Annotated in this window: 12 protein-coding genes; 4 read left to right on the forward strand and 8 right to left on the reverse strand. The window is 57.3% G+C overall.

Going from position 1 to position 18,003, the window contains the following annotated elements; genetic code table 11:
* Genes F1379_RS10200 through F1379_RS10215 form a run of 4 tightly spaced genes read right to left on the reverse strand, consistent with a single transcriptional unit; the run spans position 1 to position 6,862 of the window.
* The gene (locus F1379_RS10200; protein WP_150269086.1) at positions 1 to 444 is read right to left on the reverse strand and encodes a hypothetical protein; all 444 of its coding nucleotides are present in this window, start codon (positions 442 to 444) and stop codon (positions 1 to 3) included.
* Positions 445 to 494: 50 nt separating this feature from the next.
* Positions 495 to 3,341, reverse strand: a complete 2,847-nt coding sequence (locus F1379_RS10205) for a hypothetical protein (RefSeq protein ID WP_150269088.1) — start codon at positions 3,339 to 3,341, stop codon at positions 495 to 497.
* Between the two features lie 19 nt (positions 3,342 to 3,360).
* Entirely contained in the window at positions 3,361 to 4,689 is a 1,329-nt protein-coding gene (locus tag F1379_RS10210) for an HlyD family type I secretion periplasmic adaptor subunit (protein ID WP_150269090.1), read from the reverse strand.
* Position 4,690: 1 nt separating this feature from the next.
* On the reverse strand, positions 4,691 to 6,862 hold the full coding sequence (locus tag F1379_RS10215) for a type I secretion system permease/ATPase (protein ID WP_150269092.1): 2,172 nt from the start codon (positions 6,860 to 6,862) through the stop codon (positions 4,691 to 4,693).
* Positions 6,863 to 7,287: 425 nt separating this feature from the next.
* On the opposite strand from F1379_RS10215, the gene F1379_RS10220 reads away from it, so the two are divergent.
* The 3 genes from F1379_RS10220 to glpX are packed head-to-tail and all read left to right on the forward strand — an operon-like array spanning position 7,288 to position 9,812.
* On the forward strand, positions 7,288 to 7,932 hold the full coding sequence (locus F1379_RS10220; RefSeq protein WP_239004618.1) for a helix-turn-helix transcriptional regulator: 645 nt from the start codon (positions 7,288 to 7,290) through the stop codon (positions 7,930 to 7,932).
* Between the two features lie 20 nt (positions 7,933 to 7,952).
* Entirely contained in the window at positions 7,953 to 8,771 is an 819-nt protein-coding gene (locus F1379_RS10225; protein ID WP_150269095.1) for a pyruvate, water dikinase regulatory protein, read from the forward strand.
* Between the two features lie 45 nt (positions 8,772 to 8,816).
* A complete protein-coding gene (glpX, locus tag F1379_RS10230; RefSeq protein WP_150269097.1) occupies positions 8,817 to 9,812 on the forward strand; it encodes a class II fructose-bisphosphatase in 996 nt (331 codons plus the stop codon).
* A 418-nt stretch (positions 9,813 to 10,230) separates the two neighbouring features.
* Here the strand turns inward: glpX and uxaC are convergent, their stop codons facing one another.
* The 3 genes from uxaC to uxuA are packed head-to-tail and all read right to left on the reverse strand — an operon-like array spanning position 10,231 to position 14,346.
* On the reverse strand, positions 10,231 to 11,643 hold the full coding sequence (gene uxaC, locus F1379_RS10235; RefSeq protein WP_150269099.1) for a glucuronate isomerase: 1,413 nt from the start codon (positions 11,641 to 11,643) through the stop codon (positions 10,231 to 10,233).
* A gap of 15 nt (positions 11,644 to 11,658) precedes the next feature.
* On the reverse strand, positions 11,659 to 13,269 hold the full coding sequence (locus F1379_RS10240) for a mannitol dehydrogenase family protein (protein ID WP_150269101.1): 1,611 nt from the start codon (positions 13,267 to 13,269) through the stop codon (positions 11,659 to 11,661).
* Positions 13,270 to 14,346, reverse strand: a complete 1,077-nt coding sequence (uxuA, locus tag F1379_RS10245) for a mannonate dehydratase (RefSeq protein ID WP_150269103.1) — start codon at positions 14,344 to 14,346, stop codon at positions 13,270 to 13,272.
* 269 nt (positions 14,347 to 14,615) lie between these two features.
* Here uxuA and F1379_RS10250 point away from each other — a divergent pair, with 269 nt between their 5' ends.
* Complete coding sequence (locus tag F1379_RS10250; protein ID WP_150269105.1) at positions 14,616 to 15,269, forward strand: GntR family transcriptional regulator; 654 nt, start codon at positions 14,616 to 14,618, stop codon at positions 15,267 to 15,269.
* A gap of 473 nt (positions 15,270 to 15,742) precedes the next feature.
* Here the strand turns inward: F1379_RS10250 and F1379_RS10255 are convergent, their stop codons facing one another.
* Positions 15,743 to 17,989 carry a beta-galactosidase gene (locus F1379_RS10255; RefSeq protein ID WP_150269107.1) on the reverse strand — a complete coding sequence of 749 codons (2,247 nt, stop codon included), beginning with the start codon at positions 17,987 to 17,989 and terminating at the stop codon, positions 15,743 to 15,745.
* Positions 17,990 to 18,003: the final 14 nt, after the last annotated feature.

The following is an 18,003-nucleotide window of genomic DNA, read 5'->3' on the forward strand; positions in this document are numbered from 1 at the left end:
TTACACCTCCCCGATAATGAAGACGGGCTCGGCGATGTATTCAAAGTTGACCTTGGTGACGCAATCCCTTCTGCCCGCGTATCCTTCCGCGTCCAGTGCTTCCCGGATGACGTCCACCAGTTCCTCATGATTCCGGTGCAGTTCCCCCGGCGCTTCAATCTTCGTAACCTTCCAGAACATCTCGATTCCCGTACTTAAGTTGCCTTCCCCCGCTTTGAAGGTATCCAGATAAATAAAATGATGATTCCAGACGAGCACATAGAGGAGCGGAGTTTCACCGCCATAGATTCCCTGGCCGCCCAGTCCGACGAGAATTGCGTTGCGCTCCCGGTCAATCGTCCATCTGCGCGGCTGCAAGGGCTGGTTCGTAAAGGGGTCTTTAAGCTGTAAAGAATGGAGTTGTTCGCGGTCCGCCTCCGCTATTCTTTCACTTATAAATGCCACTGCTCATCTCTCCTTAGAATTGGTATTTGGACAAGCGGCACCGCCATCCCTTAAGGGGATACCGGCAACGACGCGGCTTGTGTGCCGATCAGTCTAAGTTCGCCTTTGTAGCTCAAGTATACCTTGACTTGAACATAGGAGCTGGTAAGATTCGTTGAAATCCCGTCCAGTTGGACTTTCCGTTCAATCAGAGTGAAGCTGTTCGTATCATCCGTATTGAGACCGTACTCTCTCTGCGTAATCACCTCCCCGCCGTTCTCCAGACGGATTACAATCTTATGCTCCTCGTCAAAATGATCAAAAGCGATGCTCCGCTTCAGCACGGCGTTGAACGAGAGAGATCCGCTGTAAGTTGAGGTGAAATACGCCGAAAGATTGGTGATGGTCAAGGTGTAAGGGCCGGCGTTCATTCCGTAAAGCGAGCCGCTTGCCGGCTTAGCCTCCTCCATAAGGGTAAACAAAGCCGGCTTCACATAGGCTTCGGCGCTCCCTGCGGAATCGGCAACTCCGTTGCCGTTCACGGCGAGACCCAGCAGCAGCTTCAAGCTTTCCGGCTTTGTACCCTTGGGCACCTTGCCCGACAAGCTCTGAACAGACACTCCGCCGTATTTCGCGGCTGTTCCGGAACTGCTACCGTACTCCAGCGGATAATATACACCGTCCGGAGTCTGCAAATATCCCGTAAAGGGATTGCTGGCAGTACTCCGGGAATTGCTGCCCCGCTGGATCAGCTCAATCTCCAGGAGATCCTCGGTGGCCCCCGGATATACCAGCACCTGGTACAGTTGAAGCTGTGATTCCCTGCCGGCAATATTCAGGGAGTAGGTCTCTGCGGCAGCGTAAGCTCCCACGCTGTCAAAGCGGGGAACGGCGAACACGGCTATGCTTTGGGCGGTATTGTCTTCGCTCTGCTGCAGAAGCAGGGTGGCTTCGCCGCCGTTCATGGTATACGGCACCTTGCCCACAACCTGCAAGGAGACCGGACGGTCAGGAGACACACTGATGACTTTGTCCAGAATGAACGCCTCGGCTTCCACTTGCGTCCGGTTCACGGAATAACTCGCCTTGAACTTCGGTACCGGTGCGCTCTCATAGCCGCTGCTGTACAGCTCGAATTCGGTAACCAGCGCATCCTCGCCGTTGACGGGCAGCCGCCACGTCGACTTTCTCCTCAGCTTGTAATCCCCGGAGCCGGTGGAGAAATACGCCCAATCCGTACCGGACAACCGGCTTCCCGACACATCCGGCAACGTAAATGTGGCCACGGGACGGTACAGCTTGTCATTGTCCTGTACCGGCTCTTCCACCAGTACCTTGAATGACGTCAGCGGGGCTGTCTTTGGCAGTTCGATTCTAAACACCTGGTTCAGCCGGGTCTTGGGGGCAAGGTCCAGCGTTCCTGCAGCCTCTGTCAGCTCCCCTTCATATTTATAGCTCTGGGCTGTGATCCCGCTGATCTTGAACGCCGGAAGCTCAATACGCTGGTTCCCCGTATTGGTAAGGATGAGCGTTCCCTGGACCACCTGCTTGTTGCCCTCAGCATAGCCGAGAACATTGCCCAGATCCAGGGTGTAAGGCGTCCCGTCCTTGACTGCGCTCTTCGTAATCTCATCGGCCTTCGCCTGACCCTGTTCATAAGGCTTGGATAACGGGAGCTTCAGAAGCGGTTTGTACGCCGGTTCATCCGCCGTTCCCAGCACCTTGGCTATAATCAGATTCATGCCATAGCCTTTAAGGGAGCTGGGGATGTCTGCAGAGGCCAATACTGTGGATTGCTCCAGAGCGCCCAGTGTTTCCGCCTCACCCGTTCCTGCGGCATTCAGCAGATATGTCATCCGGTTCGCTTCCAGAAAATAAGCCAGCTTGGGCTTGTCCACAGTATGCTTGCCTATGTTCTTCAGGGTAATTTCCGTACCCGCTGCCATTTGCGGGAGGTTCGTATCCGCCAGGAATACGGGATCGGCGGATACCGACAGCTGATCCTCATCTGGGCGGATATAGTAGGCCTTCTGCCGGGAAACCGCCAGCTTGTCCCAGGATTTCGCCGTTTGCAGCCCAAATGACTCAAAGACCAGATTCACTTCCTCTTCCTCGCTGCCGACAAGCAGCTTGAAGCTTGTGGAGCGGGAGCTCTTGGGTACGGCAGCACTCAGGTCATATACCGATTTGCCTTTGGGGTTCAATTGCGGCTTCTCCTGGCCGCCGTCTTCAAGCGGGTATAGCTCTCCGGTGTCCGACTGGAGCCAAAAGCTGTACTCCGGCAGCTTTACGGGCTGGGTACCCCAGCTTTCTGCCGTATACGTCAGGGTAAATATCTTCATATCGGCGGTGTCGTAGGAATAGAACTCGCCGGCCGACAAGCGGATTTGGTTGTTTTGCAGCAGGCTGATTTTGGCGGCGCCTGCAGGAATCGTGTCCGTATAGCCGGCAGAAATTTCGACAGAGCCGACAGCTCTGCTGAAATCCGCGTAGTCTATATTCCACTCTTTAACTCCAAGCTTGATGCCGGCAAGCTTGGTCTTGCCGGGAACGGCGGCATAGAAAGCGTAATCCTTGCTCATCTGCGGAAGCACCTTCGTTGTAGCCGCGTCGTTCTTCTGCCGCAGCGCATTGCTGAGCCCGCCCGGACCGGCTGTGACAGTGATGCCATAGCGCAGCAAATCCATCGCCGAAGAGCTGCCGTTATGCAGCCGGACTTTGAAGGACAGCACATTGCTCTGCCCCCAGCCCACCAGATGGGGGTCCAGAAACTCCACATAGCTGTTCTTGCCCACATAGACTTTACCGACGGATTTGGCCGTTATATTTGGCGATGAAGCCAAGGAATGCCGCGTGCCGCCCACCAGCACAGAGAGACTAAATAGAATCAGGCTCACAACCCATAACGTTCTTCTCATGACGTTTCCCCTTTTGTTGTCATCTCAGCGTGAAGCTTTCATCCGCCGCTTTCTTCAGCGGGGACAGGAAGAAATCAATAATCCGCCGTCGGCCGGTCTTGGCTTCGACCGTCACAGACATGCCGGGCGTCATCCGTATGGTGCTGCCGCTTGAGGTCTCGGCTGAGAGCACCTTGAGCTTGGCTTTGAAGACAAGCCCCAGCTTCTCATCCTCGAAGGCATCGGGACTGACATAGGTGATCTCTCCCTGCAAATATCCGTATTTCTGAAAGGGGAAGGTATCGACCTTGACGTTCGCCAGCTGCCCTTGCTTGATGAAGCCGATGTCCTGATTGGAAATTGTCGCCTCGACAATGAGCGGTGTATCATCCGGTACAATGGATATCACATCCTGCGCACTGGTCACCACGCCGCCGATGGTATAGGAGGACAGGCCGTGCACGGTCCCGTCCACCGGGGAAGCCAGCTGCTGCAGCTGGTATCTCTTCTGCGCCTTGGTCAGCTCGGACTCCAGGCTGTACAGCGTCTTCTCCGTTTCAACCAGCTCATCCAGTATAGTGCGCTCATGCTGCTCCTCCAGGGAGACCACCTGCTCCTTGGCTTCCGCCAATGCGTCCTCCGCCTTCTTCACGTTCTTCTCCCCGGAAGCTACCTCCAGCTTCGCTTTATTGAGGTCGTTGTCGGCCTGCAGAAGGCTTGCGCTGTCGGAGAAGCCCTCTTCGAGACTGCCCTCCGCTTTCATCGCCGCCAGGTCATAATCCTTCTCTGCAAGCTCCAGGCTTGATTTCTCCAGCTCCAGCTCCTGCTTGGTCTGGGATACCTGCAGCCTCGCGGCACGCATGCCGCTGTCGAATTCCTGATCACGGGCTTCCCGCAGCTGCATCTGCACCTGGAGGATTTCGGCGCTGTCGACGGCAGGGTCCTGCGGCTTCTCCGCCAGCCCAGTGAACGGCAGTCCCTTCAGCTCGGCTTCAAGCATCGCCTTCTGCAGCTCCGCTACATAGATCTGCTTGTCCAGCTCCTCGATGTCCGCCGTCGAAGTGGTCGAGTCGAGTTCGACCAGCAGCTGGCCTTCTTGAACCCGCTCCCCTTCCGTGACCAGCACGGCTTTGACTGTGCCGCCCTCCAGCGGCTGCAGCACCTTGGTTCTTCCATCGGGAATCACCTTGCCCCGCGCCACGGCGACTTCATCCACTTTACCCAGATAGGACCAAGTAATGATAATTATAAAGAGAACCACTATCAGCCAGATCAGCCAGCGCCCCAGCGGCGAGGGCGGTGTCTCCTCAATTTCCAGTGCGGCGGGCAGAAACTCATACTCCAAACGGTCTGATTTTAATCTGAACATGTTATTCCCTCTCCTGCTGATGATAGAGATAATGATACAGTCCTTTTTGGGCGAGCAGGGCCTGGTGGCTTCCCGCTTCGACCAGATTGCCTTTGTCCATAACCATAATCCGGCTTGCGGTGCGCAAGGTTGAGAGCCGGTGGGCAATGATAATGACGGTGCGCCCCTCGCATATTTGGCGCAAATTATTCTGGATGATGCGTTCCGACTCGTAATCCAAAGCGGAGGTAGCCTCGTCAAAGATCAGGATGCGCGGATTGCCAAGCAGCGCCCGGGCGATGGCGATCCGCTGCCGCTGGCCGCCCGACAGGCCTTCCCCGCGTTCGCCGAGCAGGGTGTCGTAACCTTCGGCCAGCTCGATAATGAAATCATGCGCCCCTGCCAGGCGGGCGACATGAACGATCTCCTGAATGCTGGCCGAAGGATTGTTCAGTGCAATATTTTCGCGGATCGTGCCGCTGAACAGATAATTTTCCTGCAGCACAACGCCGATCTGCCGCCGCAGCCAGGAAGGCTCGGCCAGGGAGATATCGACGCCGTCGATCAGAATTTTGCCCGATTCGGGAACGTACAGCCGCTGAATCAGCTTGGAGACGGTACTCTTACCGGAGCCGCTGCGTCCTACCACACCCACTACTGTTCCCGGCGGAATAGCGAAGCTGAGGCTGCGCACGATTTCCGGCCCGTCCACTTTGTAACGGAAGGTGACTGATTCGAACTTGATCTGCCCGCGGATCTGCGGCATCCGGGTCTTGGAAGCCGAGATCGCAGGTTCTGGCGTGACGGAGAAAATATCCTTCAGCTTGTCTATCGAAATTCCGGTCTGCTGGAAGTCCTGCCACATCTGCACCAGGCGCAGCACCGGATCACTGACCCGTCCGGCCAGCATTTGAAAGGCGATCAGCTGTCCCACGGTGATCGTGCCCTTCAGCACCAGATGCGTGCCGTAGAACAGAATAGCGAGATTGGAAACCTTTTGAATGAATTGTGCGAGCGAACCTGCCGTGCCCGACAGGAGAAGAAGCTTAAAGCTTGAGCGTGTGTAGTTGGCGAGGAGTCCTTCCCACTTCTTCTGGGAAATAGGCTCCAGCGCGAAGGATTTGATGGTCTGAATTCCCGACACGGCTTCAACCAGATAGGATTGGGATTCCGATCCGCGCTGGAATTTCTCTTCCAGCCTGTTGCGCAGCAGCGGGGTGAAGATAATGGAAAGGAGGGCAAAGCAGGGCAGCGTGCCCAATACAATAAAAGTCAGATGATTGCTATAGGCAAACATTACAGCTATATAGACCACAATGAACAGAATATCCAGCACCGCTGTGAACGGCGAGCCGGTCAGAAATTGGCGGATGTTCTCAAGCTCCCTGACTCTGGCAATGGTTGCGCCCGTCCGGCGGTTCTCGAAATAAGCGAGCGGGAGTCGGAACAGGTGGCTGAACAGCTTCGTGCTGAGTGTGATGTCCACGCGGCTCGTCGTATGGGTAAATACGTACGTCCGGCTGATGCTTAGAATCAGCTCGAACACAAGGATGATCAGCAGTCCTACGGTCAGCACATTGAGCGTCGTAAGCCCGTGATGGGCCAGCACCTTATCGATAATGACCTGGGTAATGAGGGGTGAGACCAGACCGAAGAGCTGGAGAAATAGTGATGCGATAAGAACCTCGGCCAGAATTTTCTTGTGGTTCCAGAGCACAGGCAGGAACCACTTGATCCCGAATTCCTCGCGATGCTCCGATTTGAACTGGGGCGAGAACAGAATAATCTCCCGGTTCCAAATGGCGTCCAGTTCTTCCCCGGATAGCGTAGATGGCTTGCCGATTAAAGGGTCAAGGATGAGAAATCGTTCTTCCACAACCTTGGCCAGGACGAAGAATCCTCCCTCCTGCTTGGCCAGCACAGCCGGCAAGGGCAGCTTGCGCAGACGTTCAGGCGTGACCGCCGCCTTCTTCGCCTTCATTCCCAGCTCCTTGGCCGCCTTCAGCATTTGAAGAGTATCCATCCCCTTGTCGTCGATGGCCAGGGAATGCCGGATCTGCTCGTAGTCCGCCGAGATATTATGGAAATTGGCCACAAGAATCAAGGACTGCAGTCCGGTGTCTATGCTTTGCTTGCTTCCCCTTCCTTCCTCTTGCTTGTTGTCCTCCGTGTGAAGCTCTGCCGTTGTCCCCATCATTTAACATCCCTTATCTTTTGGTGTAATTTATAAAATATGGATTTCTCAAGTTCAGACAAATAGTACCATATTGAATTTGCAATAAGCTGTCGAATTGTGTCTCCCGAACTCGTTTTTGTAAAACTATTTCTTTTTAATCATAAATAAGATTTTGTTTATAGAAATTCTTTTTAAAGAGGAATTTTTCCAGATTAGAACAGTATGCGAACAAAAGCCAAATAAAGCCCGGATGATGGTAATGTATTTTAATAAAATTATTTATGACGTACTATATATTGCAATAAGCATATTTATTGCGTATTATATAATCAAGTTAGGTGCATTATTCCAATAAAAAGATAACAGAGAGGGGGATTCTGGCCTTGCGCCGCTCCTGCTTCTGGAGGGCAACCTGCAAGTATTCGTGAAAGTGGAGGAATTCCGTGATTGAACTGACATCGCGTCAACTGCTAATTATCGACATCGTCAAGAAGCACGCCCCTATCACCGGGGAGCAAATTGCCGAACAGCTGAATCTGACACGCCCCACAATCCGCTCCGACCTGTCGGTGCTGGTCATGCTGGAGTATATCGACGCCAAGCCGAAGGTCGGCTATTTTCCCGGTAAGAAGGCCTCGCAGCGGCTGGGAAGCGGGTATCTGCTGCAGGAGACGAAGGTCGGGTCCATTCAGAGCACACCGATTATCGTCCGTGAGACGGCGACGATTCAGGATGCAGTCGTTACCCTGTTTCTGCAGGATGTCGGGACGCTGATTATTTGCGATGAGACCGGCCGGCTGGCCGGCGTCGCGTCCCGCAAGGACTTTCTGAAGGTGACGCTCGGCAACCCCGCTGCGGTCACGATGCCGGTAAGCATGGTGATGACCCGCAGATCCAAGGTGGTCACGGTATCGCCTGAGGACACGGTGCTGGATGCCGCGCACAAAATGATTTTTCATGAGGTCGACAGCCTGCCCGTCATTGCTCCGGATGCCGAAGAAGAGAACGGCTTCCGGCAGGAAGTGACCGGGCGGCTGACCAAGACCGCGATTATCAAGCTGCTGCTTGAACTCGAAGCCAAAGGCTAACAGGGAGGAACCTGAAGAGCATGGAGCCATCTTCTCACTTCATAACAATCTGCTCGGATTCCATCGGAGATACGGCCGAGGCCGTCGTACAGGCCGTCATCCATCAATTCCAGAACCGTCCCGTAACCATCCGCAGGTATGGAAATGTCAGGCAGGAGGACGAACTGCGCAGGCTGATGGAGGAAACCGCCAAGCTGCACGGCTTCGTAGCCTACACGCTGGTGCAGCCGGAGCTGCGGGAAGTCATCCGCGAGGAGGCCGTGCGGCTGGATCTGCGGATCGTCGATCTGATGGGCCCGATGATGCAGGCCTTCATCGATACCTTTGACGGGGCGCCGACAGCGCGGCCCGGTCTCCTGCATCAGCTCGACGAGAGTTATTTCCGCCGCATCGAGGCGATTGAATTCACCGTCGCCTGCGACGACGGCCGCGATCTTGGGGCGCTGCCCAAGGCGGATATCGTGCTGCTCGGCATGTCGCGCACGTCCAAGACACCGCTCGGCATCTTCCTCGCCCACCGCGGCAAGAAGGTGGTCAACGTGCCGGTCGTCCCGGAGATGGCTCCGCCCGCGCAGCTGTTCAGCCTGCCGACAAGCCGGCTGATCGGCCTGACAATGAAGCCGGAGACCATGCTGAAGATCCGCTCCGAACGGCTGCGGATGCTGGGGCTGCCGGAAGGCTCCCAATACGCCTCGCTGGAGCGGATTCGCGAGGAGATCGACTATGCCTCCGCGCTTTACAGCAAGCTGGGCTGTCCGGTGATAGACATTACGAACAAAGCCATTGAGGAAACCGCCGGAATCATTATGGGCTATATTGCGGATTCGCAGGAAAGCTAGATCACGAATATTCATTCAAATTACAGACACATGGAGGGAAAACATATGGAACGTGAGTTGGCACTGGAAATCGTACGGGTAACGGAACTGGGCGCATTGTCTGCGGCACGCTGGATCGGCCGCGGCGACAAGATGGCGGCGGATGATGCGGCGACAACGGCCATCCGTTCCATGTTTGATTCCGTCTCCATCGACGGAACTGTCGTCATCGGCGAAGGCGAGATGGATGAGGCGCCGATGCTCTATATCGGCGAGCGGGTCGGCAACAAGAACGGCCCCGCCGTGGATGTGGCCGTCGACCCGCTGGAAGGCACGGAGGTGGTCGCACTCGGGCTGCATAACGCCCAGTCCGTCATCGCCATCGCTGACCGCGGCAGCCTGCTGCATGCGCCGGATATCTATATGGAGAAGCTGGCCTGCGGGCCGGAGCTGGCCGGCAAGCTGCGTCTCGAGGATGATCCCGAGACGACAGTGCGCAAGGCGGCCATGATCACCGGCAAGGCGCTCTCCGAGCTGACCGTCCTCGTGCTGGACCGCAGCCGCCACGAGAAGCTGATCGCCACCCTGCGGCGGCTCGGCGTGCGCATCCGGCTGCTCGGCCACGGCGATGTGGCCGGCGCCATCGCCGCTGCCCTGCCGGACAGCGACGTCGATCTGTACATGGGCTCCGGCGGTGCGCCGGAGGGCGTGCTGGCCGCCGCCGCCCTGCGCTGCCTCGGCGGCGAGCTGCAGGGCCGGCTGCTGCCGGAGGGTCCGTTCGAGATGCAGCGCTGCCTGATGATGGGACTTGACCATCCGATGCGCATCCTCTCGATGGACGACATGGTCGGCACCGGCGACGTCATCTTCGCCGCCACCGGCGTCACGTCCGGCGAATTCCTGAGCGGCGTACGCAAGCTCTCCAAGGACCGCGCCGAGACCCAATCCGTCATCATGCGGGCCAGCAGCCGCACGATCCGCTATATCCGCAGCATCCACTACCTGCCCGGCAAGGAGATCCCGGAAGGCACAGCGCAGCGGATGAATGCGGCGTCGCAGTAAGCTCCGCCCGCTCTGGAGCTGCCGCATTTGCCAAGGACCGGTCCGGCTAAGCCGGACCGGTCCTTTCGTCTTGTATTACAGCAATTCGAATGACTCTCCCGGTTCTGCAGCCTGGTCCAATCTCCGTTATAATCGCAAACTTTCATCCTTGTAATCTCCCGGTTCTTGTATATCCGAGACTGCCGAAGTTTGATTTTTCAGCCGCTGCCCGCCTGCAAGCTCTGATATGACTCAGCTTCTCTCACTCCTCCATCACCCTCAATCTCGCTCTCACTCCAGCACAAAAAACCGTTCCCGCACAGCTTCAATCTGCGCAGAAACGGTTCACAGCCGCCTTAGTGGCAACTCACACGATCTTCAATTACCTGCTGAGGATAGGCTTAACACTGTCTGGATACCGGAGTATGGACACCCGGCATTAACTTTTGGCAGCCAATCCGAAATAACGCTCCGCGTTATGATGGCAAATATCCTGCACGATCCCGCCGAGCAGCGGGAGATCGCGCGGCGCTTCGCCATCCTCCACCCAGCCGCCGATCAGATTGCACAGAATCCGCCGGAAATACTCATGCCGCGTGTAGGACAGGAACGACCGCGAATCGGTCAGCATGCCGACGAAGCAGCTCAGGAGTCCGAGATTGGACAGCGAGGTCAGCTGCTTCAGCATGCCGTCCTTCTGGTCGTTGTACCACCAGCCGGAGCCGAACTGCACCTTGCCCTTGATGCCGCCTTCCTGGAAGGAGCCGGCCATAGCGGCCAGCACATCATTGTGCACGGCGTTGAGGTTGTACAGGATCGTCTTCGGCAGCTCGCCGCTCCGCTCCAGGCCGTCCAGCAGCCGGGACAGCGGCTCGGCAAAATTGCCGTCGCCGATAATGTCGTAACCGGTATCCGGACCAAGCTGACGGAACCGCCGCGAATTCGGGTTGCGCAGCGCCCCGATATGCAGCTGCATCGCCCAACCGAGGGACGCATACTTGCGGCCCAGCGCCAGGAACAGCGCGGTGGTGTACTGGTCGGCTTCGTGCCGGGTCAGGCTGCCGCCGCCCAGCCGCTTGGCGAAGATCGCCTCCAGCTCAGCCCCGTTCGCTTCAGCATAAGGCACATGGGTAAAGGCATGGTCGGAGATCATGCAGCCATGGGAGGCGAAATAGTCAACCCGCATCAGCAGCGCGCGTTCCATCGCCGCATACGAATCAATGCGGCTGCCCGCCGCCTGCTCCAGCACGGCGACATAGTCCGTGAAGGCTGGCGCTTCAATCTGCAGCGCCTTGTCCGGCCGGAAGGTCGGTGTCACTCCGGTGCCGAAATCCTCCAGCGCGGCAATCTGCTGATGGTAGCGCAGATCGTCCGCCGGATCGTCCGTGGTGCAGATCCACTGGACGTTCGAGCGCCTGATCAGGCCGCGCACCGTGTAGCCGTCACCGGCAAGCAGCCGGTTGCAGTGCTCATAAATGTCGCGCCAGTTGCCCGGATGAAGCGGCTCCTCTACCCCGAAATACGTCTTCAGCTCCAGCGCCGACCAATGATAAAGCGGATTGCCGATGGTATACGGCAGCACCTCGCTCCACTTGGCGAACTTCTCTTCATCCGTCGCGTCGCCGGTGATATACCGCTCTTCCACGCCGAAGGTCCGCATCGCGCGCCATTTATAATGGTCGCCGCCCAGCCAGATTTCAGTAATGCTGCGGAACCGCCGGTCCTCAGCGATGGCCTGCGGGTCGAGGTGACAATGATAGTCGATAATCGGCAGCGCCTTGGCATAGTCGTGATACAAGCTGCGGGCCGTCTCCGACTGCAGCAGGAAATTATCGTGAATCAAAGGCTTCATTTCGGTTGTCCCCTTCTAATTCAGGTACTTCGTAAGCGTCCGGCGCACCGCGCCCGGGCCGGCCAGCATCTCATGGAACATACCCTCGATCTTCCCGCCGAGGCCGATGTCGTAGAGCTTCACGCCGAACAACTGCTCGTCGCTTAGAATAGCCCTTACATCGGACGAGGTGTCGCCCAGAGCTACGCCCGAGAGACGGCTCTGCAGCGATTCCAGCATGGGGTCCGGGCTGAGCGCGAAGGTCTCTCCTTCATCGTTCACACCCAGCAGATACCGGCACCAGGCGGCAATCGCCAGCGGAATCGCCGTCAGCTGCGCCGGATCAAGGTCCTCGCGGCGGATATAAGATTTAATCGTCTCCCCGAAGCGGATGCCCACCTTCTGCGAGGTGTCGGTTGCGATCCGCTGCGGCGTATCGGGAATGAACGGATTGGCGAAGCGCTCCTGCAGCACCTCGTCCAGGAACTGCTTCGGACTGAGAATGCCCGGGTCCACGACCACCGGCAGCCCTTCCTTGTAGCCGATCACCTCCACCATACGGCGCAGTGTGTCGTCCTTCATCTCGTCGGCAATCAGGGTATAGCCGAGCAGACAGCCGGTAACGGCCAGCGCTGTGTGCAGGGGGTTGAGACAGGTGGTCACTTTCATCGTCTCCACCTTGTTGACCGTATCGCGGTCTGTGAAGATAATGCCCGCTTCCTCCAGCGCCGGACGGCCGTTCGTGAACTTGTCTTCGATGACCAGGTATTCGCTGATCTCCGCGTTGACGAACGGCGCGGTGTACGTATTCTTCGAGGTGACGATGACGCCCATCTCGCCGATGCCCTGCTTCAATAATTCCGCCTGCACCGTCTCTGACGGGCGGGGTGTGATTTTGTCGATCATCGACAGCGGGAAGGTAATCTTGCTCTCATCCTCCAGATATTCCACGAAACCCGCTTCCACATGGCCTTGGCCCACCCACTCCTTGGCAATGGTAACGACACCGTTCTTCAGCTTGTCGCCATTGTGGGAGCAATTGTCCATGCTGACAAAGGTCATCGGATACTGCCCCTTGAGATATCTGCGGTAAGCAAGCGAAGCCACCACGCCCATGGCATGCACGGCCTGCTCCGGCCCTCCGGCAATATCCTTCTCGACGATGCCGAGATAGGAGCCGTCCGGTCCGGTCAGCGCGTAGCCTTTTTCCGTAATCGTGAAGCTCGCCATCTGCAGACTCGGATTCTCGAAGACTTCGATCAGCCGCTTGTAATCCTCTTCCCGGCCTTTATCGGCTGTGATGCCCTCCACAATGCTGCTGACGACCGTCTTCTGGAACTCGCCGCGCGCGTTCATCAGCACCAGCAGGGTCAGATTGTCATACGGCTTGTAAACCTTGTCGATCATCTCGAAGTCGAACGTCTCTGCCGCAATAATCCCCGTCTCCGCCTTGCCGCTGTCCAGCAGCTGCTGATGGGCCTTGGCCACGAATCCGCGAAAAATATTCCCCGCCCCAAAGTGAATCCACTCCGGCTTCGCCAGCGTATTCTGTGCCACCCTGGCATGGTCGAACTGCGGAAGCTCTACGCCCGCCGCCTTCCATGCCGCCGCCTCGTTCCCGATACTGCTTCTTGTCAGGCGCAGCATTTATTTCGCCTCCTTGGCATTTTCCAGGCTGTCCCATACACCCAGCAGATACATAATGCCCATGGCGCGGTCATACAGACCGTAGCCCGGACGGCAGTTCTTCTCCTCGCCCCACAGATGACGGCCATGGTCCGGACGGACATAACCGGTGAAGCCGTTCTCATGATAGGCTTTTACAACCTCGGCAACATCGACGCTGCCGTCGCGGCCGCGGTGCGATACCTCAATAAAGTCGCCGTTCTCGAACACCTTCACATTGCGGATATGGGCAAAATGAATCCGGTCATGGAACTCTCGGATCATCGCCGGCAGATCGTTCTCCGGATTCGAGCCGAGTGAGCCAGTACAGAAGGTCAGACCGTTATATGGGCTCGGTACGCTGTCCAGCATGCGGCGGATCGTGTCGCGGCTGCGGATAATGCGCGGCAGGCCGAAGATCGGCCAGGCGGGGTCGTCGGGATGGATCGCCATTTTGATATCCACTTCTTCACAGACCGGAATGATCCGCTCCAGAAAATATTTCAGATTCTCGAACAGCTTATCTTCCGTCACGTCGGCGTATGCCGCGAACAGTTCGTCCAGCTTGGCGAGCCGCTCCGGCTCCCAGCCCGGCATCGTGAATTCCCCGGCCCCCTGCAGAATACGGTCGACCATCTCACGCGGGTTATCGGTAATGGCAGCCTTTTCATAAAAGAGGGCGTTTGACCCGTCCGGCAGCGGATGGTACAGATCGGTCCGTGTCCAGTCGAACACCGGCATGAAGTTGTAGCAGATCACCTTTACGCCAACCTTAGCCAGCTTGCGGATCGTGTCGATATAGATGTCGATATATTTATCACGGGTCGGCAGGCCAATCTTGATATCATCATGAACATTGACGCTCTCCACCACGGCAGTGCTGAAGCCCTTGGCAGTGATTTGATCCGCGACCTCCTGAATCCGTTCCATCTCCCACACTTCGCCGGCCACCTTGTCATGCAGCGACCAGACGATGCCCATTACGCCCGGCACCTGCCGGATATGATCCAGCGTGATGTTGTCGTTCCCTTCGCCATACCATCTCCACGTCATGTTCATTTGATTTAACCCTCCCATGTATTGTCCTCACCAATCTTGTATACAAGATTTCCTTGATCATAATTTAGGTCTGCCTTTCTTGTCAACAACCTTTATATTACGTGAAAATATTCCTTTGATCGCTTATAGTCCGGGCCTCGTAGGATACGGGTTGCTTCCATTCATTATTTCATTCATGTATACTAGGTAGACATACACGACCCGGTTCACCTGTATCCGTTAACGGACCTTACCGTTCTATCCATCCTAACGAATTGGAGCAAGCGTACATGTCGATCAAAGAACAAATTATGACCTCGCTGAAGCATGAAATCCGCAATCTGACGCTGAAGCCCGGCACCATCCTGAGCGAGACGGTCTTGTCCGAACGCTTTCAGCTCTCGCGGACACCGCTGCGCGATGTGCTGAAGCAGCTGGCGCTGGAATCCTATATCGACGTCTATCCCAAGAAGGGCAACCTCGTCTCCTACATCGACCTGGAATCGGTGGAGCAGATTATATACTTGCGCAGTGTGCTGGAGAAGGAAATTATCAAGAGTCTGGCGGGCAAGCTGGCCCTTAAGGGGACACTTGAACTGAAGGAGATTCTGGAGAAGCAACAAGGCGCCATCGGCCGGGAGGATGCGCTGGAGCATTTTCTCACCTGGGATGACGCCTTTCATCAGACGATCTTCAAACTGGCGGGCCGCGAATTCCTGTGGAATCTGATCCAGCAGTCGAACGTGCATTATGAACGCTACCGCCGTCTGCACATGCTGAAGCAGGAGAAGCTGGAGGAGATCGTGCAGGAGCACCGCTATATCCTTGATTATCTGCTGAACCAGGAAAGCGGAAGAATCGAGGAGCTGATCCACCACCATCTGCGTGAGGATATTAACTCGCTGTACCTGCAGGAGAATTTTGCGGAGTATATTAAGGGTTAAGTTACCTCGATGCTAGTCGCTGACCGCATACTAATATGCTAATACATTCTATTTCAGCCCTCATCTTGGACACAGGGTGTGGGCTGATTGGCGTTTACCTATAGGGGGTTAGGAACAGCAATTGCAAGCCCCTGTTCGCACACTGTAGTTGGAAAATCGCCACTTAATTTGTCCATTATAGGGGTGATTGCAGACTTAGTTGGATAATCGCCACTTAATATGGCCGATAATCAATGATTGCACCCATATCGTCCAGATTAAGTGGCGATTATCTAATTAGATTACTGAAATCCGCAAAAAAGGCAGAATTAGTGTGCGAAAATCGAACTATTTTCAAGGAACGGCTGCGTTGGACCGGAAAGTTGGACCGGAGCCTGGGCCCTGACTCTACTTATAAGCACAAGCTGGCCTTCCGGAGCATTGGAGGCCAGCTTGTTTGCTGTGATCATATGAATGGAATCTGCTGCGTATACTCAGAATCCCGTCTTCGGAATCTCAACCGGCTCGCGGCTGTGAGGCTTACGTGTTCCGGTTCTGACTTCATACATAGCGCCGTGCGCCTCGCGCATCGCCTCTGCCAGTTCCGGATAGAGCCGGTTACAGACATCCACGGCTCCGATCTGGTAGTTCTCCCCGTCGAACCGGCCCAGCAGCGGCTGGTCGTTCCACTGGAAGTAATGCGTGCCGATCAGCTCCGGGATCGCTGCCGCCTGCTCTACATAATAGCGGTAAGCGCCTCCCCGTTCGGCGCCCGTGGCCACGGCCTTGATGCCATAGGCCGGCAGGCCGGCGTCGGCCGAGCCAAAGTGGAACTCGCCGATCATCACCGGCCGCCCCAGTCTGGCGGATATTTCGGCAATGTGCCGGCGGTCCGGCTTCCACTGGTAGCTGTTCAGGGAGAATACATCAAACCATTCGCAGCCCTCCAGCACGGCATCGCTTGCCACCCAGGCATACCGCATGCCGAGATTGAGGTGATGCGGGTCGGTCTCCTTGCAGCAGCGGGCGGGAACTTCCACATACCGGCGGATCATCATCCGGTTGAACTGTTCGCAATCCTCTGCCCTCGCGGGAGATGCGCCATCAGCCTGGAACTTCTGCGGCTGATACAGCTCCTCCCAATCGGCGTACCGGCTGTTCCAGGCCGCATTCAGCGCTGCCACCCCGCCGTACTTCTCCTGCAGCCAGGCGACCAGCTGCTCCTTCGAAGCGTAACGCGCAGGCCGCTTCAGCATCTCCTCCGTCAGATTGAGGCTGTCGACGAACGCCCACTGCGGCTCATTGCGCATGAAGTAGCCGACCATCCGCCGGTCTTCGCGCAGCGGCTCCAGCTGCTTCGCGAAGTGCTCCGCCGCTTCTGGATATTCCGGATGGAACACATCCGGGAAGTCGCGGAAGATCGTCTGCGTGGTCTCCGGAAACCCCTGCAGCGGAAGCACGTAGGGAAGACTCGATGCCGCAATAAACTGCGGATCGGACCAGTTGCCGATCGTGTTGATCCCGAGCGACCGCAGCCGCCGCTCGGTTAAGACCTGCCAATCCTCCCGCCAGGAAGCCCCGAAGGCGGTAATCAGATTGGCGGTCGCCGGGCAGAACTCCGCACCGTCCCGCCTCCAGGCATCGCCATACCCATCTTCCGGTGCGGGGAGGGCGGGCAGCAGATGCTTCATGCCCGTGATATGCATCGGCGAGGAGGGGCCGACGCAATCCATCCCGGCGCTAAACAGCGCGTACCCGTCCGGGTCGGCGAACCACCAGCGCCCATCCGCCTGCTCCGTCCGGAAATATCCGGTCGCCGGAAACTGCAGCCCCTTCCAGCCGCCGTAGCGGCCATATTTCCCAGTCCCGGGTCCGGGACCGGTTTCAACATGCGGCGCCCCAGCCGCCGCCCGCTCTTCCCGCGGCATCTCGGCTATAGTCCTGGCCCCGGACTCCGGGCCAGCTGCGGCTTCACCATACGGCTCCACCGTTTCCGCCTGCTCTTGATGCCCCGCGGCCATAGCCCCAGCTTCACTCCCAGCCCCGGCCCCAGCTCCACTCGGCTCCACCGTATCCGCCTGCTCTTGATGCCCCGCGGCCATAATCTCAATCCCGGCTGCGCCTCCACCACACAGTGCCGCCGCCCGCTCCTCCCGCAGCCGCGCAATCATCTCCGCACGGCTGCGCGTCTTCCCTCCCCACTCCCGCCCTGTCCATTGCCCAAGGCTGTCGATGAGCGGCCGATTCGCGCACTTTTCCCACACCGGCTCCTCCGTCCCTAGCATCCACTCCGTCAGCCGGAATTCGCGCTCCGCCGTAGACGGCGGCGTACTGATCAGGACCTCGCCCAGCCGGGTCCGGTCAATCGAGGCATCGCCGCGCATCACCGTCTGGAGGACGCCCGGATAGCGGTCCAGAAACAGCCGCCCGCCTTCCAGCGCCTGCAGCGGCAGGCAGAGCCGGGTCGGAACCTCCGGCAGAATTCCGAAGTGAACGGACACCTCGCGGCCGCGCGCATCGCGGAAGGTAAAGATCAGCACAAGCACATCATGCGAAGTGTGCGAGACCATGGCGGACATATACCGGGCGTTCCCCCAGGCAGAGGAAGCGGCGGCATCCAGCGGCAGAGCGGCACTTCCTCCTTGTGCAGGCGTCTTCATCCACAGGGAGCCTGCGTCTTCTTTTTCTATAGACAACACCACTCCGGGGCCCGCATCCAATTCCCTCAGACTAATCATCATCCGCTTCCTTCCCG

Origin of the sequence: Paenibacillus tepidiphilus (genome assembly GCF_008635795.1) — a bacterium.
In the GTDB taxonomy this organism is placed as follows: domain Bacteria; phylum Bacillota; class Bacilli; order Paenibacillales; family Paenibacillaceae; genus Paenibacillus_AQ; species Paenibacillus_AQ tepidiphilus.

Bases quoted from the DNA above. Each gene is read 5' to 3' on its own strand.
- F1379_RS10215 (WP_150269092.1), bottom strand. From the start codon at position 6,862: ATGGGGACAACGGCAGAGCTTCACACGGAGGACAACAAGCAAGAGGAA.
- uxuA (WP_150269103.1), bottom strand. From the start codon at position 14,346: ATGAACATGACGTGGAGATGGTATGGCGAAGGGAACGACAACATCACG.
- F1379_RS10225 (WP_150269095.1), top strand. From the start codon at position 7,953: ATGGAGCCATCTTCTCACTTCATAACAATCTGCTCGGATTCCATCGGA.
- F1379_RS10240 (WP_150269101.1), bottom strand. From the start codon at position 13,269: ATGCTGCGCCTGACAAGAAGCAGTATCGGGAACGAGGCGGCGGCATGG.
- F1379_RS10210 (WP_150269090.1), bottom strand. From the start codon at position 4,689: ATGTTCAGATTAAAATCAGACCGTTTGGAGTATGAGTTTCTGCCCGCC.
- glpX (WP_150269097.1), top strand. From the start codon at position 8,817: ATGGAACGTGAGTTGGCACTGGAAATCGTACGGGTAACGGAACTGGGC.
- F1379_RS10205 (WP_150269088.1), bottom strand. From the start codon at position 3,341: ATGAGAAGAACGTTATGGGTTGTGAGCCTGATTCTATTTAGTCTCTCT.
- F1379_RS10250 (WP_150269105.1), top strand. From the start codon at position 14,616: ATGTCGATCAAAGAACAAATTATGACCTCGCTGAAGCATGAAATCCGC.
- F1379_RS10255 (WP_150269107.1), bottom strand. From the start codon at position 17,989: ATGATGATTAGTCTGAGGGAATTGGATGCGGGCCCCGGAGTGGTGTTG.
- uxaC (WP_150269099.1), bottom strand. From the start codon at position 11,643: ATGAAGCCTTTGATTCACGATAATTTCCTGCTGCAGTCGGAGACGGCC.